Origin of the sequence: Nostoc sp., assembly GCF_036917775.1 — a bacterium.
In the GTDB taxonomy this organism is placed as follows: domain Bacteria; phylum Cyanobacteriota; class Cyanobacteriia; order Cyanobacteriales; family Nostocaceae; genus Nostoc.
This window is the reverse complement of sequence record NZ_JBALEQ010000142.1, coordinates 1-26,613: the sequence shown is the minus strand read 5'-3', so window position 1 is coordinate 26,613 and position 26,613 is coordinate 1. Positions and strand designations below refer to the sequence as shown.

28 protein-coding genes and 2 pseudogenes are annotated in these 26,613 nt (G+C 40.2%); 9 read left to right on the top strand and 21 right to left on the bottom strand.

Annotation, left to right across the window (positions count from 1 at the left end; genetic code table 11):
• Positions 1-684: 684 nt before the first annotated feature.
• The 5 genes and pseudogenes from V7K69_RS28650 to V7K69_RS28630 all read right to left on the bottom strand — a co-directional run.
• Positions 685-786: pseudogene (locus tag V7K69_RS28650) on the bottom strand (HU family DNA-binding protein); the annotation flags it as partial.
• 67 nt (positions 787-853) lie between these two features.
• Complete coding sequence (locus tag V7K69_RS28645) at positions 854-1,351, bottom strand: GNAT family N-acetyltransferase (RefSeq protein WP_335032456.1); 498 nt, start codon at positions 1,349-1,351, stop codon at positions 854-856.
• A gap of 51 nt (positions 1,352-1,402) precedes the next feature.
• Positions 1,403-3,919 (bottom strand): molybdopterin-containing oxidoreductase family protein, encoded by a 2,517-nt coding sequence (locus tag V7K69_RS28640; protein ID WP_335040800.1) that lies wholly within the window; start codon positions 3,917-3,919, stop codon positions 1,403-1,405.
• Between the two features lie 408 nt (positions 3,920-4,327).
• Positions 4,328-4,777 (bottom strand): hypothetical protein, encoded by a 450-nt coding sequence (locus V7K69_RS28635; RefSeq protein WP_335040798.1) that lies wholly within the window; start codon positions 4,775-4,777, stop codon positions 4,328-4,330.
• Positions 4,778-4,978: 201 nt separating this feature from the next.
• Positions 4,979-5,254, bottom strand: coding sequence for an HU family DNA-binding protein (locus V7K69_RS28630; protein WP_335040796.1), 276 nt, complete (start codon positions 5,252-5,254; stop codon positions 4,979-4,981).
• 306 nt (positions 5,255-5,560) lie between these two features.
• On the opposite strand from V7K69_RS28630, the gene V7K69_RS28625 reads away from it, so the two are divergent.
• Both V7K69_RS28625 and V7K69_RS28620 read left to right on the top strand, forming a co-directional pair.
• A complete protein-coding gene (locus V7K69_RS28625) occupies positions 5,561-6,139 on the top strand; it encodes a dihydrofolate reductase family protein (RefSeq protein ID WP_334775930.1) in 579 nt (192 codons plus the stop codon).
• Between the two features lie 345 nt (positions 6,140-6,484).
• Positions 6,485-6,673, top strand: a complete 189-nt coding sequence (locus V7K69_RS28620; protein ID WP_190937864.1) for a hypothetical protein — start codon at positions 6,485-6,487, stop codon at positions 6,671-6,673.
• A 173-nt stretch (positions 6,674-6,846) separates the two neighbouring features.
• Here the strand turns inward: V7K69_RS28620 and V7K69_RS28615 are convergent, their stop codons facing one another.
• The gene (locus V7K69_RS28615) at positions 6,847-7,353 is read right to left on the bottom strand and encodes a hypothetical protein (protein ID WP_335040793.1); all 507 of its coding nucleotides are present in this window, start codon (positions 7,351-7,353) and stop codon (positions 6,847-6,849) included.
• Between the two features lie 474 nt (positions 7,354-7,827).
• Here V7K69_RS28615 and V7K69_RS28610 point away from each other — a divergent pair, with 474 nt between their 5' ends.
• The 4 genes from V7K69_RS28610 to V7K69_RS28595 all read left to right on the top strand — a co-directional run bounded on the left by V7K69_RS28610 (position 7,828) and on the right by V7K69_RS28595 (position 11,150).
• A complete protein-coding gene (locus V7K69_RS28610) occupies positions 7,828-9,378 on the top strand; it encodes an FAD-binding domain-containing protein (RefSeq protein WP_335040791.1) in 1,551 nt (516 codons plus the stop codon).
• 62 nt (positions 9,379-9,440) lie between these two features.
• Complete coding sequence (locus V7K69_RS28605) at positions 9,441-10,568, top strand: hypothetical protein (protein ID WP_335040789.1); 1,128 nt, start codon at positions 9,441-9,443, stop codon at positions 10,566-10,568.
• 54 nt (positions 10,569-10,622) lie between these two features.
• Positions 10,623-10,817, top strand: coding sequence for a hypothetical protein (locus tag V7K69_RS28600; RefSeq protein ID WP_335040787.1), 195 nt, complete (start codon positions 10,623-10,625; stop codon positions 10,815-10,817).
• A gap of 117 nt (positions 10,818-10,934) precedes the next feature.
• Positions 10,935-11,150 carry a hypothetical protein gene (locus V7K69_RS28595; protein ID WP_335040785.1) on the top strand — a complete coding sequence of 72 codons (216 nt, stop codon included), beginning with the start codon at positions 10,935-10,937 and terminating at the stop codon, positions 11,148-11,150.
• Positions 11,151-11,678: 528 nt separating this feature from the next.
• On the opposite strand, the gene V7K69_RS28590 is transcribed toward V7K69_RS28595, so the two are convergent.
• On the bottom strand, positions 11,679-11,918 hold the full coding sequence (locus V7K69_RS28590; protein ID WP_335040783.1) for a hypothetical protein: 240 nt from the start codon (positions 11,916-11,918) through the stop codon (positions 11,679-11,681).
• Positions 11,915-12,931: an AraC family transcriptional regulator gene (locus V7K69_RS28585; RefSeq protein WP_335040781.1), complete on the bottom strand. Its 1,017-nt coding sequence runs from the start codon at positions 12,929-12,931 to the stop codon at positions 11,915-11,917. Before V7K69_RS28585 ends, V7K69_RS28590 begins: the two co-directional genes overlap by 4 nt.
• A gap of 152 nt (positions 12,932-13,083) precedes the next feature.
• Here V7K69_RS28585 and V7K69_RS28580 point away from each other — a divergent pair, with 152 nt between their 5' ends.
• Positions 13,084-13,701, top strand: a complete 618-nt coding sequence (locus V7K69_RS28580) for a cupin domain-containing protein (protein WP_335040779.1) — start codon at positions 13,084-13,086, stop codon at positions 13,699-13,701.
• Positions 13,702-14,055: 354 nt separating this feature from the next.
• Here V7K69_RS28580 and V7K69_RS28575 read toward each other — a convergent pair whose 3' ends face one another.
• From V7K69_RS28575 to V7K69_RS28530, 10 genes and pseudogenes are all read right to left on the bottom strand, one after another.
• Positions 14,056-14,184, bottom strand: a complete 129-nt coding sequence (locus V7K69_RS28575; RefSeq protein ID WP_335040777.1) for a hypothetical protein — start codon at positions 14,182-14,184, stop codon at positions 14,056-14,058.
• A 43-nt stretch (positions 14,185-14,227) separates the two neighbouring features.
• Positions 14,228-14,572: a transposase gene (locus V7K69_RS28570; protein ID WP_335040775.1), complete on the bottom strand. Its 345-nt coding sequence runs from the start codon at positions 14,570-14,572 to the stop codon at positions 14,228-14,230.
• 134 nt (positions 14,573-14,706) lie between these two features.
• Positions 14,707-15,102, bottom strand: coding sequence for a helix-turn-helix domain-containing protein (locus V7K69_RS28565; protein ID WP_335040773.1), 396 nt, complete (start codon positions 15,100-15,102; stop codon positions 14,707-14,709).
• A 67-nt stretch (positions 15,103-15,169) separates the two neighbouring features.
• The gene (locus tag V7K69_RS28560; protein ID WP_335040771.1) at positions 15,170-15,304 is read right to left on the bottom strand and encodes a hypothetical protein; all 135 of its coding nucleotides are present in this window, start codon (positions 15,302-15,304) and stop codon (positions 15,170-15,172) included.
• A 230-nt stretch (positions 15,305-15,534) separates the two neighbouring features.
• Positions 15,535-19,128 carry a CHAT domain-containing protein gene (locus V7K69_RS28555; RefSeq protein WP_335040768.1) on the bottom strand — a complete coding sequence of 1,198 codons (3,594 nt, stop codon included), beginning with the start codon at positions 19,126-19,128 and terminating at the stop codon, positions 15,535-15,537.
• A 162-nt stretch (positions 19,129-19,290) separates the two neighbouring features.
• Positions 19,291-20,259: a tetratricopeptide repeat protein gene (locus V7K69_RS28550; RefSeq protein WP_335040766.1), complete on the bottom strand. Its 969-nt coding sequence runs from the start codon at positions 20,257-20,259 to the stop codon at positions 19,291-19,293.
• Complete coding sequence (locus V7K69_RS28545; RefSeq protein WP_335040764.1) at positions 20,259-21,530, bottom strand: tetratricopeptide repeat protein; 1,272 nt, start codon at positions 21,528-21,530, stop codon at positions 20,259-20,261. Before V7K69_RS28545 ends, V7K69_RS28550 begins: the two co-directional genes overlap by 1 nt.
• Before the next feature lie 101 nt (positions 21,531-21,631).
• Positions 21,632-22,060: pseudogene (locus V7K69_RS28540) on the bottom strand (transposase); the annotation flags it as partial.
• 909 nt (positions 22,061-22,969) lie between these two features.
• Entirely contained in the window at positions 22,970-23,104 is a 135-nt protein-coding gene (locus V7K69_RS28535; RefSeq protein WP_335040762.1) for a CHAT domain-containing protein, read from the bottom strand.
• Between the two features lie 359 nt (positions 23,105-23,463).
• A complete protein-coding gene (locus V7K69_RS28530; protein WP_335040760.1) occupies positions 23,464-23,637 on the bottom strand; it encodes a hypothetical protein in 174 nt (57 codons plus the stop codon).
• Between the two features lie 368 nt (positions 23,638-24,005).
• Between V7K69_RS28530 and V7K69_RS28525 the strand changes: the two genes are divergently transcribed.
• Entirely contained in the window at positions 24,006-24,545 is a 540-nt protein-coding gene (locus tag V7K69_RS28525) for an adenylate kinase (protein ID WP_335040757.1), read from the top strand.
• Positions 24,535-25,071 carry a GNAT family N-acetyltransferase gene (locus V7K69_RS28520; protein ID WP_335040755.1) on the top strand — a complete coding sequence of 179 codons (537 nt, stop codon included), beginning with the start codon at positions 24,535-24,537 and terminating at the stop codon, positions 25,069-25,071. The genes V7K69_RS28525 and V7K69_RS28520 overlap by 11 nt, the downstream gene beginning before the upstream one ends.
• 44 nt (positions 25,072-25,115) lie before the next feature.
• Here V7K69_RS28520 and V7K69_RS28515 read toward each other — a convergent pair whose 3' ends face one another.
• The 3 genes from V7K69_RS28515 to V7K69_RS28505 are packed head-to-tail and all read right to left on the bottom strand — an operon-like array spanning position 25,116 to position 26,234.
• Positions 25,116-25,517 (bottom strand): hypothetical protein, encoded by a 402-nt coding sequence (locus V7K69_RS28515; RefSeq protein WP_335040753.1) that lies wholly within the window; start codon positions 25,515-25,517, stop codon positions 25,116-25,118.
• Positions 25,517-26,071 (bottom strand): Uma2 family endonuclease, encoded by a 555-nt coding sequence (locus V7K69_RS28510; protein ID WP_335040750.1) that lies wholly within the window; start codon positions 26,069-26,071, stop codon positions 25,517-25,519. The genes V7K69_RS28515 and V7K69_RS28510 overlap by 1 nt, the downstream gene beginning before the upstream one ends.
• A complete protein-coding gene (locus V7K69_RS28505; protein ID WP_335040748.1) occupies positions 26,052-26,234 on the bottom strand; it encodes a hypothetical protein in 183 nt (60 codons plus the stop codon). The genes V7K69_RS28510 and V7K69_RS28505 overlap by 20 nt, the downstream gene beginning before the upstream one ends.
• Between the last annotated feature and the right edge of the window lie 379 nt (positions 26,235-26,613).

Here is a 26,613-nt window from a genome sequence, read left to right as displayed (position 1 = left end):
CAACGATTTCTAATCCCCAATAGCCCAATGCACTGATGCCAAACAACATAGCGCTGACGATGGACAATTTAGCGATGACTTTGAAAATGTAATTGGCTTTTAGTAGGCAGTGTCTGAAAGGATTGTCTGTGACGGTAGTGGATAGCGAGTTCACTTGGAGCTACAACCAAAACACGTCTTGGTTTTTGTTGAATGAGTTGGGAGACAACTTGTTTATTATCAGTCATGGGTCAAACCAAAGCCTGTTGGTTGTAACTAGATTAGTTTCAGTAATTATATTGTAAACTTTCGTCAGGTGAATGTGGTTGAATTTACATAAAATTTCCCGTATTTAGAAAAGATATTCTAGTGGTTAAACGAGGTCATACGCAAAAACCCAGAGGACAAACAAGCGATTAAGCTGAAAGGAAATTAAAAATATTCCCCAGTGCGGTGGGCGCTGGGGAATATTATCAATCTGCCTCAGAATAATAAATAGGATCTACATAAATTTGGACTCAGCAATCGTAGCACTAAGCAGTAATCGTAAGCGATGTCACTCGACTTGCCTCTTGCGCGTCTACGCCATCTGCAACATCTACGATTCAACACTCACATTCCATCTACCGTTGCTCCACGCTGTCTTGAGAAAAGCGAGAGTTACAGCTTTACAGTGATTGGATAGCCAGTGGTAAAACAATTTATCTATGGCGCTACTTTTTCTTTAAACTGCTTTCCAGCAGAAAACGCAGGCACAATGGTAGCTGGGATAGTCATTGGCTCATTGGTTTTCGGATTACGCCCCTCGCTCTTAAAAGCGATGCCTACGGCGGCAAGCTACGCGTCGCTCGAATCACCCAAACCTATCAAGTAGTTAGCCATTATAGGCGAATACCAAAAATTCAGTGCCTTCATAGATGAACTCTGCCATCTTGCACATACCCATCTTTTGATGTGCCTGAAGTGATGCTTTGTTGTTTGCCTTGATGAACAGTATCCCTTCCCGTTCTGGTAAAAAATCTTTCAATTTAGCAAACATTACCGCAGCAATACCTTGCCCTCGCATAGTTTCATCAACACAGATGGGGCCATATAAGTAAGAATCTTTTGTACCAGCGTAGGCTTGTAACATTACCGTTATAATTGGTAAATTAGCAGTTGCCTTTGACCAACTGAGTAAGAATCCTACAACTTGCCCATCTTTGCGGGCTACAATGCTCGGCATTTTAGATATGGTCATCATCACTGCCTCTGGCTCAAGATGACCTAACAACATACCACCATGTTCTGCGTCATTGGCTTGCGCCAACTTGAGAATTCCAGTAACATCGCTGAGGCTGGCACGAGCAATCACGATATCATCAAGACACATATTTGGTTGAAATAAGTGGGGAGATACTCAAAATCAAAGAACAAGTAATTCTTATGCTTTTTTGACTCGGCAGGCAAAACATTTAAATGCCTGCTGTCCTGAGAGATTGTCATAATATTGTTTATCTATCAAGATATTAACTGACTCATAGTAGGGAGTTCCAAACTCTTCTGCCATTTTCTGCCCAGGCCCGAACCAGCCAGGGACAAAAATAGTATCTTCTCGAATTCCTGACCAAACCAATGCAGTGCCAGTGATTGCTCCTCTGGGACTTTCAACTATAATTTCATCACCATTTTTAATGCCTACTTTTTTCGCAGCTTCTGGGTGAATTTGTACCAATCGAACACCATTCATTTGCTTACCCGTATAAGTCCAGTGAGTTACAGAGTGGAAATGAACTACACTTGGTCTGCCAGTCATTCCCATTAGTGGGTACTCTTTATGTACCTCACCAGAAGTCATTTTTCCTAATTTAATGTTTTGAGTCAGTGCCTCTGGATTTACAGGATTTTTTACCAACTCAGATGTGTATTCAATGGTAGGATGCTTACCTATTACCTCTGGATGGGTATAGAAGCTTGGCAGAGCAGAGTGTCCAGCCTCAGCTAGCCGACTTTGTAATTGAGGAGTATAAATTTCTACTTTCCCACTGGGAGTTAAAAATCGCTTACCAATATTATCAGGGTTAAGAGCTGATGCGGCTTCATACCAAGATGCATCATCTAGGTAAAGTGTGCTGACACCAGGATGATCTACTGTGGGACAAGGCCAACGCAAGGGTTCTGTTCTTTGAGATAGTCTCTGTTGGGTCATACCTCCCATTCCTGGAGTATTGGTTAGAAAAGTTGCCCACAGTTGACGATAGTCTTTCCAAGAATCAGGAAAGTTGTCCCTCCAGTATTCAGGCGGATTGCGTTTGTCTAATTTCGCTGTGGCGTGTGCTAAATCAATCCAGATATGCCAATCTGGTTTGGACTCACCTACCGGAGTAACCACTTGTTCTTGCCAACGGATTGCTCGATCATCCCGCCGCATATAAACGGTTTCCATTCCAAAACCACTCGTTACTGGCAAAATAATATCAGCATAGTACGCTGACTCTTCCATAAACAATCCAGTGTAAACATAAAATTCTAATTGGCGGTAAGCCTGTTGTACTTTAATTGTGTCTGAACAAGCCAACAGAGGATTCCCCTGAGTAACGATCGCTTTGAGTTGATAAGGTTCACCTGAAATGATCGATTCCGCAAAATAATCTGGCCCAACTGGTAGTGCAATATCTTTGCTAGGTGTTTTACCAATAATCGCTGGCAACTTCAATTCCCCTGGCCAGGTATTGTGCATAAAATTGCAACCACCACCATTAATCCCAATGTTGCCTGTAATCGCAGCCAGAAAGGTTAAACAACGGTAAGTGTCAAAAGCTCCTAGTTGATGAGAAATTCCGGCATTACAGAAAATCGCAGCAGGCTTAGTTTTGGAATAACCTTCAGCTATCGACCTAATTTTTGATGCTGGAACATCCGTCACTTTGGCTGCCCACTCTGGTGTGTAGCTGAAGCTTTTTAGGTGATTTTTCAGTTCATCAAAACCTAGTACCCATCGTTTTACAAAGCCAGTATCGTATAAGTTGTTAGTCACAATGTGATAGAGCATTGCCAAAACCAAAGCCAAGTCAGTGTGTGGTTTCGGTGCAATCCACTCATCAGCTTGCGCTCCTGTAGGAGTCAAGCGCGGGTCGATAACTACTAATTTGGCTTTGGTCTGAACACGACTTCTGAGAAGATAGGCAAAGGTTACAGGATGGGTTTCTGCTTGATTCGTACCTAAAAACAGAAAGAATTTGGCACTTCCCAAATCTTCTTTTTTAGTCACATCATCGATTCCGTAACCGTTTGTAAAATTACCCAAGCCAAATGTCCATGCCAAAGCATTGCCACCTGCATCGTTGCATACAGGCCCAACATCGGTATTATTAGGACTGCCCAGCATACTAAAATAGCGTCCGACCAGAGAACCTGTCCCCCGTGGGAGTCTGCCAGAGGTTTTGTTCGCGATCGCTCTAGCTTCACCTGCATCCCTGAGTGCCAAAAACTTGCTAGCTATAATTGAAAGTGCTTCATCCCAAGAAATTGGCTCAAATTTAGAACTGCTGTCACCTTTGTTTCCACTAACCCGCTTCATTGGGCTTTTCAAGCGAAAACGATTGTAGACTAGCTGGGTCATCATTGGCCCTTTGATACAAAACCCACCATCCTGTACTGGGTCATTTGGTTCACCTAAGACATCTATAATCCGCCCGTCTTTAAGGTGAACTTTCAATCGGCACAGAGAATTGCAGAATTGACAAGCACTATCTACAATCTTGTCTGGCTCTAGGGCAGCCGATTTCTGAATAAAATCAAATTCAGTACTTTGGAGAGGGATTGCCTGATCCTGTCCAGGACTTGCAGCATCTGCCACTTCTTTTTTTAGTAACTCTGCTGCACTTAAAGCTGCTGTACTAATAGCCGCCCCTTGGAGAAAACCACGCCGTGAGGTCTTTTTCTTGCCTTTTGATGTCATGGAGATCCTCTCCTTAGATATCGCACTGATTACAGCATTTCACAAATGTGGGTGAGTTTAGCTACCTCTGATTATAGATATTACATATTTGAATAACTCAACATAATATTGTGCGCTTTTCATTTCACATCTATTGCTTTGGCTGTGTTCTGGCTGGTGATGACTAGAAGTTCGCTTTCCCCAAAATTGCAACGCTATTTTAAAATTCCCAAAAATCAGCAGTGATCGCGTTGGTCAACCTGCTAACCAGTTTAATTCCATTGGGTTGTGGGAAGCAACACATGAAAATTATATCCCTAAAATTGTTGGTTAAAAGTTTGGGAGAAAATATCGAGCTATTATGAGATACTCTACTGCTTTACTTTCTACAGTAGAGTCTATAAACATACATTACTTTTATGCTAAAAGCTATTTACAATATCTTTGAAGAAGGGATACAGCTAGTTCATAACTATTAGGTTGAGTTTGTACTGCATAGGCTTCTCTTTCTAAATCTTGCCTGTGAACATCAATATAGCGCATAAAAAAAGGTCGAGCATAATTACTCGGCTGAATATTTAGACCTAAAGTTTTTATTTTCCCTTTCCCTGCACATACTTGTGCAGCATGAACTGCTTCATGAATTAGAGTTTGAGTACTAATATGTAGCTCAAAAACTACTGGATTAATCCAAATTTTTTTGTCAGCCTCTCTCAATAATCCATAAGTTCCTCGCTTTGGTGGTAGCTCAATTATTATCTGAAACCCTTGATTTTCTAATTGGTTTTTTAAATTAATAAATTTTGGTTCGAGAGTAGGCAATTGTGAAATCAATAAGAAAGAAGTTAATAGTAAGGTTTGGATGATTTTGATAAACAACAGAAGATGCTCCGAGAAAAGGCATCACGAAGGCAGGTGTTAGTGTAGTGATCGCAAGAAGGCGGGCGGTTACGCCATCGCGCTTTTTTTACATCTGCAATTCGACACTCACATTCCATCTACCGTTGCCCCACGCTGTCTTGAGAAAAGCGAGAGTTACAGCTTTACAGTGATTGGATAGCCAGTGGTAAAGCAATTCATCTATGGCGCTACTTTTTCTTTAAACTGTTTTCCAGCAGAAAACGCAGGCACTTTAGTCGCTGGGATAGTCATTGGCTCATTGGTTTTCGGATTACGCCCTTCACGTTCTGAGCGTTCGCGTCGCTCAAATGACCCAAACCCAATGAGCGTTACCTTTTCACCATTGGCTACAGCCTCGGTAACAACTGACAAAAAAGCACTGATGACTTCATCGGCTTGCTTTTTTGTGATGTTGGTTTTTGCTGCTACAGCATCCACTAGTTCACTTTTGTTCATAAATCACCCTGAAGTATTGCAAATATTGGAAATCTAGCATTAGTAGCTTTTATTAGCAAAGGGGAAAAGGAATAATTTCTAGCAACATACGAAAATTAACAATGCACAGCTAATGCTGTATCGATTTGGCGCGATAGATAATCGCTATTTTGCTCCAGAACCGTCTAATTGGTGTAACAGTTTCATTTTCGATTAGGTAAACCCATCTTCATATTCGGCCACAAGAGATAGGACATTTATACAGTACTTATGTACTATAGAAGGGGCTGAAAATAAACCTAACTCATCCCAAAGGAGAATACGACAATGAGAAAATTAAAACTTCAAGTACAAATGACCGTTGACGGATACATCGCCGGACTAAAGGGTGAAATGGACTTTATGGCGTGGAATTGGGACGACGAATTAAAACAATATGTCAAAAATATAACTGAACCTGTTGACTGCATTATTCTTGGACGAAAACTTGCCGAAGGGTTCATTCCTTACTGGGGTAGCGTGGCTGCAAATCCTGATGACCCGGAGTTTACAGCCGGTAAGAAATTTACGGACACACACAAAGTTGTTTTTACCAAAACGCTTGATAAGTCAGAATGGAACAATACCGTTTTAGCAAAAGGCAACCTTGTTGACGAAATCACTAAATTAAAAAAACAAGATGGTAACGACATCATCGCTTATGGCGGCGCGACCTTTGTATCGACTCTAATCAAACAAGGATTGATTGACGAGTTTCATTTATTCGTTAATCCAATTGCAATTGGTGACGGAATGACAATTTTTAAAGAACTTGACAGCAAACAATATCTGACATTAGTAAAAGCTACATCATTTGACTGTGGGATTGTTGTTCTTAATTACGAGCTAAAACGCGAAGAAACATGAGATGAATAGTATTAAATGACTGTACTTACTATGAATAAATCGGAGACAATATTAATTGTCTTAATACAATTTACTTCTCTCAAAAACTGCTCCAACTTTCGTCTAGGGCAGTTTTTTTATTGCACAGTATAAACCGGATTATGAACTGCAATTAATTGTGAATGTCTATTGCTATTTGGTTCATCTTGGCTATGACTATAAAGCGCTTCTATTGAGAATATCCCACATATTTTGGCTTTGACTGATTCTATAATCACCTTTTAAGAAGAAATTGTGTGAAGCTGTAAGAGAATGAAGAATCAAACTTTCTTCTACTAATCAGTTCTAACTTACGTAATTGTAAATATGCCTTCAATTTCCTACAACCGCACCGATAGCAAGCAGCCACAAAGCATTACAATTCAAGGTTATGTTGTTCGTCCCGGATTACACATTCTCACTTACGAGCAACTCAAGTTGCTACGGGAGCAAACACAGCATCATTCTCAGCTTGAAAATTTAGTCAGCCAAGGTGTGATTAAGTTGACTGGTTAATAGTCGCCAGCACAAAAAACCGGCTCTTCAGTTCCTTTTATGGAGTCGAATAATAAATAAAATCTAATCAAAGCCTATGTTCTTTGCTATGACTGAATTTTAAATTTTTGAGCCTTTCTATAAAACGGCTATTTTAATGCTGTAACATAAAACCAACGCAAGAGCCAAAAAACCTAACTCGCTACATCTAATTCCACAGTTGCTGGCTGTTGTTGCTCCTTGACAGCACCCAGTTCCTCAATAAAAGCGTCAATTACCTTGGCTGCTGACTGCTTACCTGTTTTCAATTTAGAAAGGATATTTTCGCGTATTGCTGAATAATCTGGTAAGACTTGCTGCTCAACAGAAATAGCCTCTTGCTTTGGTAGGGCAATTCCACCATCACACTTTTCTATTAAGTCCTTTATCTGAGCGATCGCATCTGCCATCTCTTGCTTAATCACCTGTTTTATCTCTTCCCCATTAGTTGTAGACACAGCTAAAGCATTTACTTCCTGTTTAACTATTTCCTTAATTTCATCACCATTAGATAACGTCAGTCCAGCTTTTGTCTGACCCAGGATTCCCTGGAGCAATCTTGTCGCTGTATGATTCAATGACTCATTTTCGGAAATCTGCATTGCCGATAAAGCTTTGACTTCTGTATCAGTTAACCCAATTGAAATTGTTACCTTAGCCATACTTTTAAAGCCTGTAAATATTAATCTTGTACATCGCTAGTTCTGGGTTATACCGTTTGCATACAGTTTCTTTGACAGTACTTTTATTGCTTACCACGAATGCTGTATAAAAAACTTATCAATGACCCAATTATTAAACTTTGCCCTGTGAGCAACTTTTACCCTCGACTCTTTAATCTAGCTTCAAGTCAGTCAAGTTGCCACTCATTCAATTCTAACGCACACTTACCTGATATCCATCTTAAAAATGAGGGCAGATGTGCCCTCATGTAAACTTTTAACTTTTAAGTATTGCCCCACATCCGCTATCCTTGCAGTTTTATAACTAGAACTTACTTGTTCGGTTCGCTGCACTGTGTAAAGTCAGCGCAGTCAGAATAGTTTACATCTGCTATAAATACTCAACAACGCCCAGCAAAATTACCTGTTGGTACAAATGTATTATAGTAGTAGTAAATTAAACTATGCACCTTTATGCACCTTCTATGGTTTCGTCGAGATTTGCGTTTAACTGATAATGAAATTGTCACCTCTTCATCTGATAATGATGCAAGAGTTCTGCCATTCTTCATTATTGACCCTTGGTTTTATACCTGGGCTGATGTCGGAGCTGCTAGAGTCCGCTTCTTGTTTGAGTCATTGGAAAATCTCGATTCAAATCTGCAAAAGTTAGGTAATCGGCTGTACTTATTTGAAGGTAATTCTACAGACATCGTGCAAGAGTTGACTAGGCAGTTAATCATTGCAGGATATAAACCCAAACTTTTCTTTAACCGTGATGTACAGGTAGAATATGGTATCAGCCGGGATAAAACTATAGTTGATTTCTACAAACAGTTTAACCTTGATTACCACATTGGACTAAATAACTTTCTGCAATCAGCAGAGCAACGTGACGAGTGGTTTAACGAATACTACACCTATCAAAGACAATCTCAATATAAAACACCAGCAACTATTAATACGCCTCAAATCACATTCAATCTACCACGGCTAACATTTGAAGAACTTAAACAGAAATACCATCGCTTTTGGGCATTAGGGAAAGTTTACTTTTCAGGGGGTGAAACACAAGCACAAGCTCAACTAGACTCATTTCTCAAGAAAAGATACTCTGGCTACCATTGGAAACTTTCTCGCCCAATGCTCTCACAGCTTGGTGCAACATCTCATTTATCACCACACCTAACCTTTGGGACTATTTCAACTCGCACTGTTTACCAAAGCACTAAAGCCTTAGCAGAAGAATTAAAAGCTCAACCCAAAGCGGAATTCTCCCTCAAAACATTTCGAGACCGTTTGCGTTGGCATGATAGTTTTACTGGGCGGCTCTATTTCCATCCAGAAATTGCTTACACTAACCGTTACCCGGAATTTGATAGTTTGTATACACCATCAGAATTATCACCTGCAAAACAAGAATTATTCCAGGCATGGCAGCAAGGAATGACAGGTTTCCCTTTGGTAGACGCAAGTATGCGGCAACTTCAAACGATGGGCTGGATGAACTTTCGGATGAGGGCAATGTGTGCCACGTTTTTAACTATCAACTGTGGTATTTCCTGGCATCACGGTGCTAGAAATTATATGAACTATTTAGTAGATGGAGATTTAGCAATTAATAATTGGCAATGGCAGATGCAGGCTGGTGCAACGAATCCACTTAGCGATACTTTCCGCATCTATAACCCGTCAAAGAATATTGCTGAAAAAGACCCTCAAGGAGACTTTATTTACCACTGGATACCGGAACTGCGGGGCTATAGTTTACCAGAAATTGAACAGGAGAAATACATTAACAATAGTTATTATCCACAACCAATTTTAGATTGGTCAAAGACGCGTAAAGTTAATGGTAAAGTTGTTTCTGACTTACGAAAGCTAACTAAACAGCGATTGTTAAGCCAAGGTGGAGATGAATACGATAGTGCAATCGCTGCTAAAGAAACAGTTGAGAAATACTGGCAGCATAAAGACAGAGAGTATAAAGAATATCAACAAAAGTTTACTGAGGCGCAAGAGTGAAGCATTATCTAGATTTTAGACTAAGCTCCTCTATATATTTATGTTGCGTCTGAACGAAAAAAATGGTTAAAAACTATCTAGAACTTAGAACCAAAAGTTACTTCAAGCTTAGTTCACAACTTGCTGGGTTGAATAATACGCAATTGTGTTCTTTGTTTGACAATAATGAGCCAGGTACATCAAGTTCAAGTTCGGGGCGAAATCATACCATCGTTCTTGGACAATTCAAAATTTTTGTCAAGCGCATTCCGATTACGGATATCGAATACGAAAACCTATTTTCTACCAAAAATCTGTATGACTTACCAACTTACTTTAACTACGGTGTTGGTTCTATTGGTTTGGGTGTCTTCCGTGAACTTGTAACACATATTAAGACTACTAATTGGGTATTAGAAGGAGCGAACGCCACATTTCCCCTAATGTACCATTATCGAATTATTCCGTTCTTTGGCCAACGCGAGAATATCGATATGGAAAATCACAAAAGCTTTGTGGAGTATTGGGGTAATAATGCGAGTATCGAGAATTATGTGTTAGATAGAGCCAACGCCAACTATGAATTGGTTCTGTTTTTAGAGTACATACCGTATGTCCTGGAAACATGGTTGCAAGAAAACTCTAGCAAACTTCAGCAACCTTTAGATGAATTATGCACGACGATTACCTTTTTGAGGAGAAAGGGAATTATTCACTTCGATGCACATTTTCGCAACATCCTTACTGACGGCAAGCAGATATATTTGACTGATTTTGGTTTAGTACTTGATAAGAGTTTTTCGCTAACCAAAGATGAAGAATCTTTTTTTAAGCATAACCAATTTTACGACTACGGAGAAGTTTTGCGGAATCTTGGTCATATTATTCGCTCACGATATGATTTATGCTCTGAGAAAGATAAACGTAGGATAATGGAAAAATATGAGATAAAAGAAGGTTTAAAACCTTATGAACTAGGATCTATATTACTTGACAGCATTGAGCAGATACACGCTGATGGGATCATGAAGTTAGATGAGTTTTATGTTACTTGCATCGTCAAATACCGCAGCATTATTGCGCTGATGCAAGACTTCTTTGTTGATATGTATAAAAATAACAACAAGGACATAAAATTTCCTCATACAAAACTACAACAGATGCTCAAAGAGACAGGATTTATTTCTGGTGCTGATGACTTACCACCGTAACTGTGCAAAAAACTGGCTCACCCCGGCGCATAATTGAACAGCCACAAATTTACTATGCAGATGAAAACTCAAGAAAACAAACGCAACTTCCGTTGGCAGCGTGTTGGGTTAGCCATAGCTTTCGGTGCAGTAGTTGTCATGCTTACTGGAATTGCTGTTGACAGATGGCGTGTTAGAAACGGATGGTGCGCGAGATTTTTACCCAACGGACAACAGAAAGTCTTTTACGGTGATGATTGTTGGAAATAAAATTATCAGTCAGGTAATTCAATCTCAAATGATAGCGATGCCTACGGCGGGCTACACCTACGCACTCTGGACCAATAGCTGCTGAAGATTGCACTCAGAAATTATCGGGGTAAGTTCATGAACAACCAACCGAATCACAAAAACTTTAGCCCACAAGAAACGCCATGTCCTATCTGCGGTTCACAAAATTTTGTTTGGGGTCGTACAGTTGGAGAATCAGTAAGTCAGTGGGTGTATTTCCGTGCTGATGGGGCTGGGTGGGGGGAAGGCGAAAAGCTGCGGGCGCGTAAATGTAGAGATTGTAACAATATTCAACTTTTTTCGTATGATTAGCTGTCAAGACAAACGAAACTAGCCTTGAACTAAAACCAGCACTCCAGTTAAAATTTGTCGCAGATTTCAAGTAGGCGCAGATCCACCAAGCGCATTTCTGTAAGCATCAGCAGTTTCTGTACCAAAACTGTGATTTTACCCCCTGCGTGACCAAATTTTGAACCATAACGTGACCAAAAGTTAACGTAATTTCAAGCTTTTGAGCCAATCAATAACTTAGCTTTATGAATCAAATTATGTCCGCGTGTTTTAAATGTGAACCATAATACGACCAAAAGTTTTATTTTTAGACTTGGTAAAAAATGCCGAGCAAGACACACTAATTTAGTCGAAAATTTTAAACTTTCGGTCAAAATATAATTCAAAATGCCTACAATATGGTTCAAAAATATGTTTAGCCAAAAATTGAGTGATAAAGCGATCGCCTGAAATCTGAATTTTTATTTCTCTCTCATTACGGTACGGTACAAATGAACTATTTGACCATGTTCCTTGCTGTAATTAAGTTTTGAGTTTTTTGAACTCCATTTATAGCTTTGAACTATATGTTGTCCTAGTACAGAGTGAAGTATTTCGTGACCGTTTGGCTAAATTATCGTTCAAATCACAAAAACCACCAGCTTGAGCATGACGGAGTAGCGATTGTACTATTGGCATCGCAATACTCATGCCAAATAAGGCATTGAAACCTGCAATAACCACTGGTGCAGATAATACAACTGTAAATTCTGGAAATAAGGCTAATACAGCTACTAAGAGCAGATTCACTCTCCACGATAATTCCGTGGAGTTTGTCCTGTCCATCGTTTAAAAGCACGATGAAAGGCACTAGGCTCAGAGAATCCTAACAAAAATGCTACATCGGAAATTGAACTATCTGGATTTTTCAAATGTCGTAAGGCTAGCTGTTTACGAGTTTCATCTAGTAGTTGCTGGTAGGATGTACCTTCAGCTTGTAACTCGCGTTGCAATTGCCGAACGCTAATTGCTAAACTGCGAGCAAACACTTCTTGAGACGGAAGTTCTCCTTTCAATTGTTGTGTGAGTGCCTGTACTACTTGTCGGGTGTAATTAGACTCTCGATTTATAGCATCAAGCATTGCTTGTGCATGTTGCTCAAAGACCGGAAGTAGGTTGGAATTTGCTGATAGCACTGGCCAATTTAGACAATTAGCATTGAAAATGATTCGATTCTTTGGCATCGAGAACCGAACACCTATACCAAAAATACGTGCATGGTCAGAAATGTCAGCAGGAGGCGAGTGTTGAAACCAGACAGCTTGGGGAGCAAGTGACTTTCCTGTCAACATCTGCGTTGCTGTCAGCAATGATGCAAAGGTGCTTTCAATCGCCTGCCGAGGTTCTTTTAACAAGTAGTTTTTTAAATCGCCTACAATATCACAGTCGCAAAGCACAAATCCTTGGGACACGCTGAAGTGAATATAAGCTCCCTGGCTGAACAAATGAGTATAGCGAGAGAGTTTTTCCAGCACTTGCTCGAATGTTTGACAATTGACCAACACATAACCAACTATACCGAAAGTCGCTGGGTTAAAGGCTTCACCCATGTGTAATCCAAGGTTTTGATCACCTGTTTGTTGAACAGCCTCACACCAGACTGCGCTATGAAGCTCTCCTGTAATCCTCTGATCGGGCATCTTCAGTAACGCAGGCTCAATTCCAACAGCAGCACATAGGCTATCAGCATCAACTCCGTACTTTGCTGCTGCATATTGAACAATGCCTCGCGTAATATAAACGGAGAAAGTCGCTTCTTTCATGAGTTGGTGAGTATTTCTTGAAAGGCGTAAACAGTCAATTTTTTGGCAGGGAAAGTCAATTTAGGACTTTCTAGAAACTATACATTTGAAATGTAGCTAAACAGCACTGTATCAAACAAAAACACAAAATTTACAAAGGAGTTTTTTTTAGGATGGAACCTACAAATGTACAAGCAAAAACTACTGCTCCAGTTTTGATTGCTGCCCAACAACCAGAATTTATCATTAATCCGGTAACTGGCGACCAGATGACTATTTTACACTCAACACTGGGAAAAAATGGGAGATATGTAAAGATCCGCTTTGACTTACCACCTGGAGCTAAAGGCAGCCCATTGCACTACCACCCTACCATGAGTGAAACATTTACTGTACTCAAGGGTTCTCTAGAAATGGAAGTTGGGCATTCAGGAAACCGACGAACACTGCGGGCAGGAGAAGCTCTTCATGTTCCTGCTGGTACACAACACAGTTTTTGCAATCCTTTTGATAATTGGGTAACGTTTACAAGTGAAAACTCTCCTGGCGAAGGGTTTGAAAAGTTTATCAGAGGGATGTTTGGTCTAGCAATTGACGGCAAGGTTAATCATCAAGGTATGCCAACTAATCTGATGTACTTTGCACTATTGCTCAAGAAAGCGGATATTGTTCTTGTTGGACCACCGCTAATAGTTCAACATTTATTGCTTGGCGCATTAGTGCGGATTGCAGATTGGTTAGGGACAGAGAGCTTGCTTATAAAATATTGGAACAAGGAAGCACAAAAGTAGGACTGAGTTTGGCTGAACTATTAGACTTGTCGCCTAATAAAGGTTCTGAGTTTTTCGAGCCAGACAGAGCAAAGGTTTCAGATACCAACCAATTTTTTATAAAGCGACAAGTCTATTAACGATTCTGCCAGTCGGCACTTTCCCACCAGCAAGTTCTACTGCTCTTAGCCACGCTTTTAGCTGTTGGTGGGGTTCAAGCTTTGTCATGGGTCGAACTTGCCCCTCTGCTGTCGGCAATTTGTGATCAAATTGATCACAAATTTCAACCAAGTTATCAAAAACAACAGCCGCATCCATTAAAAGATAGGACTGGCGACGACTATGACCAAACCTATCGCGGCAATATAGCGGTTCTCAGTTGGGTGCAATATAGTAACAGCAGTGGGTAAACCAGCCAATAATGTCTTTTTTAGTCACAGCATTGAAGGCATCTGTAATCGCTTGATCTAATTCTTGATAAGTTCTAGCAGCAAGCGAACGCAAAAACTCTTTCACCTTAGACCAACAGTTTTCAATTGGTGAAAAATCAGGAGGCGGGAGGAGACAAGTAGACGAGCTTCGCGCCAACACCTTCAATAGCTTCTCGGATACCGGCTACTTTATGAGAACTGAAGTTATCCATAACAACAGTTGCGCCAGGCCAGAGACTTGGAACCAAAACTTGAGTGACATAGGTTTGAAATGCTGACGCATTAGTACCGCCAGTAAAAGTCATGGCAGCAATGATGCCTTGTGTTGACATGGCTCCAATCATTGTCACATTTTTTCCCCGAGCATTAGGAGAATCACTATAAGCACGACTACCTTGAGGCGAACGAGCAAAACGTCTGGTCATCGCAATATTAACTCCTGCCTCATCGATAAATATCAAGTCCTCTAGTAGTCTGCCAACCCAAAAATGCTAAGTGAGGACTGGGTAAAGGGGAAAGGGAACTGGGTTTGGGATTTAAACCTTTTACCCCTTCCCCCTTCCCCTTTACCCCGCCAAGTTCACTTGGCGAACTACTAGCAAGACTGAGCCAATGGTTGTCCAATACTCTGCTCTAAGTTTTTGGACTCGTTCTGTGTATTTTTCGCTAGCGTGCAATGTTTTTTTTTGCGTGTCAGATTCAACTTTTGGGTAATTCTGCCCATTGTGGAGCGACTAACTTTGACACCTGTCCGCTCTTTTAACCGTTCACACAACTCCACCAGAATTGCATCATTATCTTCTTCCACCAAAGCAACTACCAGTGCCATCTGTTCACTGCTGAGTTTAGCTCTGTTACCCCCTCCATGTGCCTTCGGCTCAACTGTCCCACTACTTCGATATCGCTTCAGTAATTTTTGGATAAAAGTTAAACTCACACGCTCATCTTGACGCGAGGTTTCGCTGAGAACCTTCTTGATTTTTATACGCATCAATTACTTTTTGGCGGAGGTCAGTGGAGTATGCTTTCATCCTAGATGCACTTTGCTATGACTTTCATCATCTTCCCACATCTTGTATTTCACTCAAACGAGAACCGCTATATTCTTCAAAGGTTTTGTGCGTGGAACGATATAATCTGCGATCGCGTAATTTGGCCAATGCCTTCCCTGCCTCAAAAAACGCTCTTTCCACACGGCGCTCTAAATGCAGGCGATCGCTAATTTCTTACTCGGTTAATTCTGCTCAAAGTCAATCGCAATACAGCTTTTGAATGTAGATGGTAAATGTGTAGGCGTAACCCACCACAGGCATCGCTTATAAAACTCCATTTCTACCTGTCTTTCAGTCCTTTTCTTACGTCGAACTCAGGTTTTTATTAATACTGTTGACGCTGGTAATTATATTTTTCAGTACTGAGTAAATTACCTCCACTCCCCTTGCAGTGTAAACGCTGCCCAGTAATAGGGTGCAGAATATTCCTCCGACTGCAACATTTCCAGTTGTGCTGCTCGTAAGGCTTCCGCAGGCTTTAACCCTTGCCGTAGCATTTTTGTATAAAATTTCTTCATTAATACCGATGTCCCCTGATCTTGGACTTTCCACAAACTAACTACCAATCTTGGACTACCTGCATACATAAAGCCTCTTGTCAATCCTACCAAGCCTTCTCCTCTGACTTCCTTACCCAATCCAGTTTCGCAAGCGCTAAGGACAACTAATTCGGCTGGTAATTTCAGGTTAAAAATGTCATTAAGCGTCAAATAGCCATTTTCTGCCTCACCTTTTTTATTTACCAATGAAAGAACCACAGCAGATAATTTGGGATTGGTGCTATTGAGAATGCCATGAGTAGCAAAGTGTATATAGCGGTATTGGCTCAGTTGAGGATTCATTGCAAACGCACGATTAGCATCAAATCTCAAGGCTTTTATGCTCGATTCTGGCTCTAAAAAAATATTTTCCGCTTCCTCGCCTGTAAATGGCAGAGATGTAAATTTAACGCCTAATTCACTAGCAGAGCGCTGTAACAGCAAACTATCTATGTTGTTATTTTGGTTGTTGGGTTGAACTTTTGCGGGGAAGGTATATTGTTTGCCTTTGGGACTCAGGCGTGTATCATATTTACTAAAAACTGGATCGGCTAACACTGCAAGTGTCTTGGGTGCGGGTTTGCGTTGCTGTTGTTGTGAGCGAAGAATAGCAATGGTAGACACTGAAGGGGAGTTAATAATTTCGTGGTTTGCTAGTAAGGGTGTAGAGACCTTACAAGTAGCATCTTTACATACAGGCAAAGCACTAAAAGGTACATATTGCAACGCCCCATCGCTGACAATCAATAGACGCTTCTTGCCTAATTTATTAGCGACGGGTTGCAGCAGCATCTGACTCAGTTTAGTAGCAGAATTAGAAATTTTTTGTGAGTTGAATAGACCTGGCTTTATTGTTAGGGATTTATGAAACTGTTTTGCTTCCTCTTTAATTTCAGCACGTTTGGGAAGTTCGTAATTGTGGATTTCCGTTTTACTGACAAGCCACAGGTAACTGCGTTCTTCTCCAAGGGAGTATGTTAAAAGTAATGTATTCTCATCCAGTATCTTTTGCTGAATTTCTTTTAGGGTTAGTGATTCAGGAAACTTCAAAGCCGCATAGCGGGGACTATTGATACGAATTTCGGTTCGCAGTTCTTGGTAATCGTTTAAAACTTTCTCAATTTGTTGCTTAATATCTGCAATCTGTTTTTCGGTGTTTGGAAGGCTTACTAACTTTAGTTGTTGTTGTTCTAAAGCATTAAGTTTATGCTGTATGTTACGTTCTCTTTCCAGTAATTCTGGTTTAATACCCTCACGAATATTAGCGTTTGCTTCTGCGAGGAGTTCTACAAGTCCTCTAGCACGGGAAGCTTCGCTTGTTAAAAGTGCTTTGGCATCATTTCCTTTTGATGGGTCTTTTTTGTGCATTTCCATCAGGATGTCGATTTTCAGTTGATAATAATCTTGTACGGTGGCAAAAAAGGAAGTTCGTAAATCTTCACTAACGACTTCTTTGCGGATATTTTCGATTTTTTCGATTGCTTTATCTATCTCGGTGAGGGCTTCTGGAAGTTGCTTGTTTTGGCGTTGCAGTTTGGCGATATTATAAAGACTTTGGGCTTGTTCGGGAAGTAAGCCCATTTCACTATAGAGAGCAAGTTGTTCTTGATAGCTTTGGATGGCTTTTTGGGGTTGTTTGAGAGATGCGTAAGCTTCCGAGGTTACAGTAATCACCTTCCCCTCTATGTCCCTAAAGCCTGATTTTTGTGCTACTTTTCTAGCTTTTTGAGAGTCTTCTAGAGCCTGGGAATAATTTTCTTGTTTAATCTTAACTTGAGCGCGGATATTAAGTATCCCTGCTTCTATAGCTAATTTATACTCATCAATCTCTAAATTACCAGATAAAGCTAGAGCCTGATTGCCAACACTAATTGCTTGTTGGTAATCTCCAGAATTGAGATAATTTCGACTAATTTGGCTTAATAATATGGCTTCTTTGTTACAGTTTCCGGTTTTTTGGGATGTAGACAAGGCTTGCTGATAATAATTCAGGGCTTGTGGGTAATCTTGCAACTTTCGATAAATATCACCAATGTTGCTTAGAGTAGAAGTTTCACTGCTGCGATTACCAATAATTTGCCATAAGGATAATGCTTGATTATAAACATGTAAACTCTCAGGATACGCCCCTAAAGATGAGTAAACATCACCGAGAGTCGTTAAAGTATTTGCTTCTTCTGGACGAGTTTTAATCTGACGTTGAATATCTAACGCTTGATTGAGGAAATTAATCGCTTCTTGTTTTTTACCTTGCTTTTTTAGAATATCAGCAATATAGCTAAGTGTGTCTGCTTCCTTGGGTTTACCACCCATGATTCGTCTCAGCTTTAGTGCTTGTTGATAAACTTCAATGGCTTTTGTATATTCCCCGATTCTGTAATATTCATCACCAAGAGGTGTCAAAAAATCCGCTTCAGCGCTAAGAATTTCTCGCGTGCGCCATTTTTGAGCTTTTTGTTTGAAGTCTTCGATAAGATTGGTATTAGCTGGGTCAGAATTAGGGGTTGCTGATTGATTTGAGGAATTCTTTGGTTGCTCAATCTTGGGAGGCTTTTTTAATGATGCTAATTTATCTGTACAAATTGAGCTTGCTAACCCGAAGTAAGCTAAATTTGAAATGCTTGTGTCTCTTTTAAATTCTGGGTCGAGAGTATTAGCTTGCTTAAGCATTTCAAGGCTTTTGTTTATTTCACCTAATTGGGTATAAGAACCAGCAATATATTCAAGTATTCCAGCTTGTTGGAGAACATCGCCTTTTTCTTTCCAAAAAGCCAAAACTTGGTTGTAAGAATCCAGCGCTTTCTGTTTTTCGCCTAATTGATTACCGTAAATCAGCCCAATATTCTTTAAAGTGCTAGGTAGTAAATCGGGAGGTTCAGGCAACAGTGATGGAACTTGCCGATAATTATCGATAGCTTTTTGATATTCTCCCAATTTCTCATAAGTCAGGGCAAGTAAATTAATGGCTGTTCCTTCACAGTCCTTATCCCCTAAAGCTTGACAAATAGGTAGTGCCTTCTGAGCATATCCCAAAGCTTTGGGATATTCTCCTCGAAACCAGTAAAATAGAGCAATTGTATTAAGTATTTTGGCTTCTTTTTTGCGATCTTTTGCTAAACGCCAATATTTTAGGGCTTCTTCCCATTTAGCAATGACTTGAGTAATTGGTGTAGTCCCTACTTTTAACTTTTCGGCTTCTGCTTCTGCTTTTTGTGCTGCTGCGCGGTTGCTGTCTGGGGTATTATTTTGAGTTATCTTTTGTGGGGTTGGGTTTGTAAGTGTTGGTTTGGGATAGCCGTTGGCAGTTTCTGAATACGAAAATAGAAACAGCGATAAAATTAACCCCTTCAAGAGCAGTTGGGGCATGTTTGTATTCATAATTTTGAGAGATGTCATCAGGGAAACATAGTTAAACCGAAAGTCCATACTTAAACTCCTAAAGTATTTTGAAATATGCAAATTACGCTCAAACTCTTGATTGCGAACCGTTCAATTGCTGCTGTAGTCTCCGTACTTGTTCTTCATCTCCCAAAATGCGATAGCTAGCTATAGCAGCTTTGTATCTCTGTAATGCTTGCTGCGACTACCTTAGAGTTTATTGATTTCCTCTAAGCTGGCTTGGATAGTTGACTGCGCTTCCAGATTTTTTTCAGTCTGAGCAAATTTGAGTGCTGTTAAATACCGTTCCTTCCCTAACAGATTTAAACCGATGTGCTGGTAGATACTTCCTAATAGCTGGTAAACAGCCGTTGTTTTGCTGCCACCTTTTACCAATTTTTCTAATACATCAATTGCATCTGCATTCAAATCTCTACTTCTATACAGATGTGCTAAGGCAAGATTTTTTGACTCATTGTTTAATGGTTGCTTTTGCAATTGTGCTATGTCAGTTTTGACTTGCCGAATATCAGAGTCACTCAACACAATAAATGTAGGGTCGTCATCTATATCTTTTGTGGATACACCATTATTAGCAGTAATAACGACATCATAAAAAACACCAAGTTTTAGAGGTGACTTTCCAGAATAAATAACCATCGGCTGGCTAACATTCGTAGTCCAATTAACTTCTCCCCCAGAAATTTGTACTCGAAAGCCAGTAGCACCTTTAACAGGATTCCAACTCAAAGTAGGTTGCTGAGTTAAAATAGCTGTATTTCGAGGACTAATAAGATAGGGTATCCTGGAGTCATTTCCATTACGGGTGCCACTGGTATTGCTTCCTGGTCTAATAAGAACTGTTCTATTTGTAGATTGACAGCCCTTGCCAAGCTCAAATTCTCCTTTCGATTTAGGATTCCAAACCGATAAGTTATTACAAACAACTTTCACTGACGCACCTTGTGCCAACCGCAATTTATCCGCAGGATTTAGAAAGTCTCCTGGGTATGCTGGCTGATAATTCTTTCGGACAGCACGTAAAATTTCAACTTTCCCCTTTACCTCAGAAATAAAATTTAGCCTCTGTTCTTGTGCTAACGCAGGTGTCGATAAACTAACCCAAAATATACCAAAAAATATTCCAATAAACCTATTCAATTTTTGCGATTGTTGCATTATTTACCTGCTTCACGTACTTTTGATTTAGATAACTTTTCTTTGGCAAGATGCAGCCAGGTGTCTTCATCAACATCAAATCTGGAACCGAACTGACTGCATTGCCACCATTCTTCCAAGGCTGTTGACTGTTTTAGCTTCTCCAAGGCTTGTGCTAACAAGCAATGTGCTGCATCAGGATTGGAGATGTAATTTTTTGCGTTTGGGTTCCCAGCGATACTTATGGCTGCTTGCAAGGTTTGTTGTGCTTCTTCATACCTGCCTTGTTGCAACCTTGCCCATCCCAGATTTTTAAACAAACTATACTTAATTTCTGGGGTGCTGTTTTTCTCCTCAGCCAGCACTAAACCTTTCGCTAGTAAAACCGCAGCCTGGGGATACTTTTTTTCTTGGATGTACAAGCGACCAAGATTGTTATAAGCTTGCGGTAGTTCATCTGCTACTGCTACTTGATACTGCTTTTTGGCTTTATCAAACTCCAGCCAATCTTCGTAAAGATTACCCAGATTGTAATGCGCTTCGATATTATCTTCATCTAAAGAAATTGCTCGCTGATAATCCTTTTCTGCCGAACCTAAATCGCCTTTTCGATAATTTTTCAACCCATTGCTGTTGTATATTTTTGACACTGACGGTAGAGCAAACCAAAAGCTTATAAGAATTGCAAACATTATTCCCGTTGAAGCCAATTTTGCCTCTTGTTGATAATGTTTGGGAATCTTCAGTTTTTCCAGTAACTTCTCAAACCCTTCTTCACCTGCTTTCGTGAGTTCGCTACTAGCCTGTAGTAAAGCGAGGATACTTGGTAAAGTCACAGCTGCAACACCCAGTAATTCTACTCCACTCCCACTAAGAAAGCGAGTAGCAATATTAACTAGTAAACTGAGGTTCGCAGTCCAACCAATAACCGAGAGTGATTTCCACAGCCAATCCAACTTCTCCCAAGGGTGTGGAGGTACGATAGTTTCCAGCTTCCACCACCAAGCTTCTGTACTTGGTTGCACACTTTCTCGCCACTCAGCAAATTGCTTGTCTGTTTTAGCATTGATAACTTTGCTAATTAGTGGCGCTTTTTCTCTGAGGATAGTATCTAACTCAATAACTTTCTGCAATCTACTGGTAGGGATGCTTTTCTGTTCTTTCAAAGCTATCTGCACTGCATCTCGCGTATTTAAAATTATTAGAGCTTCTTCAATCTCAATAGTCTTCCCAGTCTCTTTTAGACTTTGAAGTGCTGCTTCATAACGCTCCAAAGTTGTGTCTAACTGCATATTCATCATCTTGATTCAGAGCATTGTTATTAATAAAAACCTGAGTTCGACGTAAGAAAAAGCCTGAAAGACAGGTAGAAATGGAGTTTTATAAATGAAGATTAGATAATAGTGAGCGCCAGAGGTTCACGAGGAAAGAAATTTACTTCTGATAGTGAATTTAAATCTTCTGTCGTTAAATTTAATGATGGTTTTTTATCTTGATATGTATAAGCAATTAAACCAGCGATAACATTAACCATGAAATTCCCAACACTGCGGTGACGAGTGTGTTTAATTTGAGAAATATTTTTTAATTGATCATTGACCGTTTCTATAAGAGAACGCTTTCTCAATAAAATTTTATCGAGTAAAGGTATTAAACGATTTTTCATGTTTTTTTTAATAATTGTAATAAGTTGAAGATTTTGCTGAAAAAGAAGTTCAAATAATTGATGAGAAATATACCCTCGGTCTCCAAATAGTTTTCCAAACAAATTTTTGGTCATTTCTGGTACAGCTTTGCGGTCATCAACATTGGCAGGGGTGATCATATTGGTTTTCTGCCAGCATTTTCACGTCTTCCTCCCCTGTGATCCGGTTTTTGAGATTTTTCAGTACCCATCACCATAATGAATTCATCACAAATTCATTCTCCCACTTTGAGTGCCTAAATATGCATCAATACATCATATTCTCATTTATTAAAGCTTGTTGACATTAAGTTAAACGCTCGTGTGTTGCTTAATCCCTTACCCCCGTCTAATTCTCAGACTTTTTCTTACGTCGAACTCAGGTTGAGCGATCACTTCCGGATCAGATGGAGCTTCATGGATGGAGCGATGATGCACGCGCTGTCGAAAAAATTTTTAGGTAGGAAAAGCTTACCAAGCCCTTCGGGCAGGGAAGAGGGAACTCTTAACAGCAAGAAAAAACCTGCCCGAATTTTGGGAGTAGCGCCCCTAAATTTATTTATGAAAAAAAATAAAAACATTTTTTTTCATCGAGTAGGCGCAAGAAAAAATACGTCCTTGTACAAATCCCCTAATTTTAATTATGGGGATTTCCATGTTCCCTCTTGCCTGTTAAGAGTTCCCTTTTAATGGTTCATGAAATACTTTCAAAAAGACGAGTAAGCCAATACCATAATTACTTTCTACGATGTAAAACACCCTCAATGGTACGCAAAGAAATTTAGGTTTTCTTGCTGGCTTACAACCTACTTCGTAGTTTAATGTGGTCGGCTGTAACTACTTATACTACACCTCCAAATCACCTCTCATTGCAAGGTACTCGCCATCACAAAATTTAACTTTATTCCCAAATTATTAGCAGCAACTTCAACAAAACGTCTCCAAATTTACCGCATTTTACTTAAAGTTATTGCTCACAAAGCTGTAAGCGTAGACGCGAAGCGGCTTGTCGTCAGACAGCGCATAATTTATCAAACTAATCTGGAACTACAACACACCAATCAAGGTAAAAGCTGCCCAATCTGTGGGATTTGGGTATTTTTTCATAGTTGCTAGCATCGCATGACGCAAGGCAGCAGCTTTATCTGGGTTTTCACTGAGTTTTTGATAAAACTCTATCATTAAAAATGTTTTCTTTTGAAACCAAATATCCTACAGAGAACCAATAACACCAGAAACTTAAGCCAAAAAGAAAGAGCATGATAAATAAGCTAAGTAATATTACCCAATATTTATCTAGAGCTACAAATTCATCCAAGCGGACTCCAGAAAATATTATCAATTTGATACCAATTCTTTATGAAGCTGCGCTAAATAAAGCTTCAAGAATAAAGTCGTAAGACAAAAAGTCATAGAAGCAATATTGCAATCTACTGCGCCAACACTTACCTAATCAAGTTTTTTTCGCAAAAGTCCTATTCTCTAAGAATTTTAGATTATTCTCTGGCAGAAGTGATAAAAGAGGTTTATGTAGAGCGATTTTACAGCACTCGCTTGACAACTGGCGTAGCACGGGAGATCAAAAGCGGAAAGTAGTTTTGCCCTATCCCTCGTACAACTTCTTGAATGTCCCGTTGTGGTGATATCTCCATTGAAACTGCAATCCAAAGACATTGGATGTCAATTTTCCAAAATTGTTTAGGGTATTCTCCCATACTCTGACTCCAAAACCTTCAACAATTTCAGTTCCACAGCAGTAAGATAAGGTCGATTCAGCTTACCCAACGACTGCAACAGACTTTTAACTGTCTCCTCCAGCCCACTCGAATACACCCCACTGATGCGATTGCAAATCACCCGCATCTGCTCACACTCGGCAGGCAGGTAATTGTAAGATTTGAGATGCTGCAAACCAACAGCGTACTCGCCACCCTAGGTTTTGACAGTGCATGATACCAGGGCAAAGTAATACATTTTTTCTGTAATATATTTTGTATTATAAAGGTAATATAAGTAAAGCTCTTATTCTTTCGTAACAAACTTGTGCCAGCTTGAACTTGATCGCCCTAAAAGGAGAGTGGGAATGAAAAAAGTAGCGGTGTTTGGCAATGCTGGAGGCGGTAAATCAACTCTAAGCAAAAGATTATCCCAAATTACTGATTTACCACTTCACATCTTGGACAAGATTAAATATCAATCAGGGGGAACTGAGGTTCCACATGAAGATTATAGGCGCGTCCATCAGCAAATTTTAGCTACTGACCGATGGATTATTGACGGGTTTGGCTGCATGGAAACTCTCTGGCTAAGACTGAACGAGGCAGATACTCTAATTTTTGTCGATCTACCTCTATATGTGCATGGATGGCTGGTAACTAAACGATTTATTACAGGTTACTTTAAACCGCCATCAGGCTGGCCTGACAATAGTCCAATATTGAGGAGTTCGCTTAATAGCTACCGCGTACTTTGGCTATGTCACAAATATTTGACACCAAAATATCGTGAGTATATCGAGCAGGCTCAAAGCATGAAAAATGTTTATCATATTCGCTCGACTAAAGAAATTTCGCAATTCTTTGAATTAATTAAGTGCCAGACTAATTTAAAAGATGGTGCATAAATCTATGGAAATCAGATTTTTAAACACCCAAGATGTCGTCGTTTACCGCGAACTACGTTTGCAAGCATTGAGAGACTCGCCCACAGCATTTGCTTCCAGTTATGAGGAGGAATCCCGTTTTTCTTTGGCCGACTTTGCTGCCAGACTTCGCCCTCACGATAATTCTGCTAACGGGATTTTCGGTGCTTTTAGCGACACGGACAAACTTATTGGTATGCTCGGCTTCTCACGCGAGAACCGTTTGAAGCGTGTTCACATTGGTTCTCTCTGGAGTATGTATGTTTTACCTGAGAATCGAGGGCGAGGTGTTGGAGCCGCGCTTCTTGATGAGGCATTATCCCATGCTCGACGGCTTAATGGTCTGCGACAGATCGTTCTCACGGTCACTACAAACAATTTACCAGCCGCCTCTCTTTATAGCTCACGGGGTTTTGAGCGTTTCGGTTTTGAGCGTAATGCTTTATTTATTGATGGTAGATATTTTGATGAGGAGCATCTGGCATTACACTTCAACCATGATGCCTAACGAGAACCTGTTGCACACTTACTATATAAAAACGACCATAATTCTTAAAACTTTATCTCGTTCCCATATTCCAACTCCACAACACTCAACAATTTCTCTTCCACAGCAGTAAGATAAGGCCGATTTACCTTCCCCAACAACTGCAACAGACTTTTGACTGTCTCCTCTAACGAATCGGAATACACCCCACTGATGCGATCGCAAATCACCTGCATCTGCTCACATTCAGCAGGCAGGTAATTGTAAGATTTGAGGTGCTGTAACCTAATGGTGTACTCGCCATCCCACATTTTCACGGTGCAACTAAACTCGTTTACTGCGCTGACAATCCCCCAGCAGCCACCCTTGCCTCTGAGTTCCGGGTTGTCCTTAGCAAAAATTTGGCAGACTTCGCCTAACTGGTGGGTGTTTGGTAATACTTTCGTCCTTTCAATTATGCGTTGCACTATGTCTTACTTATAAGACGCTGAACTTGGACAGATACATCAGGAAACTTTAGGGGTGAAATAGTACCTGTGGTTAATGTCAGTTCGGTTTTGTATTCCCCATTTTTTAGGTCACGAAATACTTTTAACTGCGGAGTCTTCAGGTTGACAACCCAGTATTCAACAATACCAGCCTCAGCATAAATGTCTTTTTTCTCACCTAAATCTTTGCTCAGGGTGGCTTTGGAAAATTCAATAACCCAAAAGATATCTTCTGGGTAAGGATGGTGTTCTAAGTAGACCTCACCTAAAGGTTTGACAATCGCAACATCGGGAGCAGGTTCTGAATCGTTGGGTAAGGTAATCGGTTTGGCATCGCGGATTTTTACCCGTTCACCAAGCAGTGTACGAAGATAATCAGCTGCTTCTGTGTTGTAGTAGGCGTGAGGTTCTCGTTCTGGGGGCATAACAATCAGGTCGCCACGCAATAGTTCAATGGACTGGTCATCAAAGATACCTGCCTCTATTGCTTGGTGATAACGTTTAATTGTCCATTTATAGGTAGTTACGGTCATAACCATTATTTAGCTCAAAGCCAAATCTATCATCAATTCCATATTCTTTCTCAATCAAACCTAACACCTTCTCTTCTACCTCCGTCAAATACTTTCGCTTCAACTCCCCCAAGTACTTCAACACAGCACTTGGAGCATTTTCCAAATTTTCGCGGTTCTGCAATCTACTGATGCGTAAGCGTAGCCCAAAGCAGGCATCGCTTTTAGAGAAATGCCAGTTATCTACATCTTCTGAAATTCTATTGAGTTTTGTTAATTTCTAGCCAGTTGTAGCGTGGGAACTGAACTTTGTTGAGCGCTGTATGAATCATGTAGAGGGGTTCTACAGCACTCAACAAAACAACTGGCATAGCTGGATGTCAAGAAGCAGGAAGTTTTATTTTTTCCCTCGTACAATTTCTTCACTGTCCCGTTGTGTTGCTAACTCCATTGAAACTGCAATCCAAAAGACATCTCCAAAATAGTATCATTCTGTGATAAAAGAACATTAAAGAGTGATTTTGGTACAGGAGCATGAGCAATATACTGAATTACATTGAAGA

What these genes read in the sequence shown, in the direction of transcription:
- V7K69_RS28645 (WP_335032456.1), bottom strand. Translation starts at nt 1,351, where the DNA reads ATGTGTCTTGATGATATCGTGATTGCTCGTGCCAGCCTCAGCGATGTT.
- V7K69_RS28640 (WP_335040800.1), bottom strand. Translation starts at nt 3,919, where the DNA reads ATGACATCAAAAGGCAAGAAAAAGACCTCACGGCGTGGTTTTCTCCAA.
- V7K69_RS28630 (WP_335040796.1), bottom strand. Translation starts at nt 5,254, where the DNA reads ATGAACAAAAGTGAACTAGTGGATGCTGTAGCAGCAAAAACCAACATC.
- V7K69_RS28625 (WP_334775930.1), top strand. Translation starts at nt 5,561, where the DNA reads ATGAGAAAATTAAAACTTCAAGTACAAATGACCGTTGACGGATACATC.
- V7K69_RS28620 (WP_190937864.1), top strand. Translation starts at nt 6,485, where the DNA reads ATGCCTTCAATTTCCTACAACCGCACCGATAGCAAGCAGCCACAAAGC.
- V7K69_RS28615 (WP_335040793.1), bottom strand. Translation starts at nt 7,353, where the DNA reads ATGGCTAAGGTAACAATTTCAATTGGGTTAACTGATACAGAAGTCAAA.
- V7K69_RS28610 (WP_335040791.1), top strand. Translation starts at nt 7,828, where the DNA reads ATGCACCTTCTATGGTTTCGTCGAGATTTGCGTTTAACTGATAATGAA.
- V7K69_RS28605 (WP_335040789.1), top strand. Translation starts at nt 9,441, where the DNA reads ATGGTTAAAAACTATCTAGAACTTAGAACCAAAAGTTACTTCAAGCTT.
- V7K69_RS28600 (WP_335040787.1), top strand. Translation starts at nt 10,623, where the DNA reads ATGCAGATGAAAACTCAAGAAAACAAACGCAACTTCCGTTGGCAGCGT.
- V7K69_RS28595 (WP_335040785.1), top strand. Translation starts at nt 10,935, where the DNA reads ATGAACAACCAACCGAATCACAAAAACTTTAGCCCACAAGAAACGCCA.
- V7K69_RS28585 (WP_335040781.1), bottom strand. Translation starts at nt 12,931, where the DNA reads ATGAAAGAAGCGACTTTCTCCGTTTATATTACGCGAGGCATTGTTCAA.
- V7K69_RS28580 (WP_335040779.1), top strand. Translation starts at nt 13,084, where the DNA reads ATGGAACCTACAAATGTACAAGCAAAAACTACTGCTCCAGTTTTGATT.
- V7K69_RS28565 (WP_335040773.1), bottom strand. Translation starts at nt 15,102, where the DNA reads ATGCGTATAAAAATCAAGAAGGTTCTCAGCGAAACCTCGCGTCAAGAT.
- V7K69_RS28555 (WP_335040768.1), bottom strand. Translation starts at nt 19,128, where the DNA reads ATGGACTTTCGGTTTAACTATGTTTCCCTGATGACATCTCTCAAAATT.
- V7K69_RS28550 (WP_335040766.1), bottom strand. Translation starts at nt 20,259, where the DNA reads ATGCAACAATCGCAAAAATTGAATAGGTTTATTGGAATATTTTTTGGT.
- V7K69_RS28545 (WP_335040764.1), bottom strand. Translation starts at nt 21,530, where the DNA reads ATGCAGTTAGACACAACTTTGGAGCGTTATGAAGCAGCACTTCAAAGT.
- V7K69_RS28535 (WP_335040762.1), bottom strand. Translation starts at nt 23,104, where the DNA reads ATGATAGAGTTTTATCAAAAACTCAGTGAAAACCCAGATAAAGCTGCT.
- V7K69_RS28530 (WP_335040760.1), bottom strand. Translation starts at nt 23,637, where the DNA reads ATGGGAGAATACCCTAAACAATTTTGGAAAATTGACATCCAATGTCTT.
- V7K69_RS28525 (WP_335040757.1), top strand. Translation starts at nt 24,006, where the DNA reads ATGAAAAAAGTAGCGGTGTTTGGCAATGCTGGAGGCGGTAAATCAACT.
- V7K69_RS28520 (WP_335040755.1), top strand. Translation starts at nt 24,535, where the DNA reads ATGGTGCATAAATCTATGGAAATCAGATTTTTAAACACCCAAGATGTC.
- V7K69_RS28510 (WP_335040750.1), bottom strand. Translation starts at nt 26,071, where the DNA reads ATGACCGTAACTACCTATAAATGGACAATTAAACGTTATCACCAAGCA.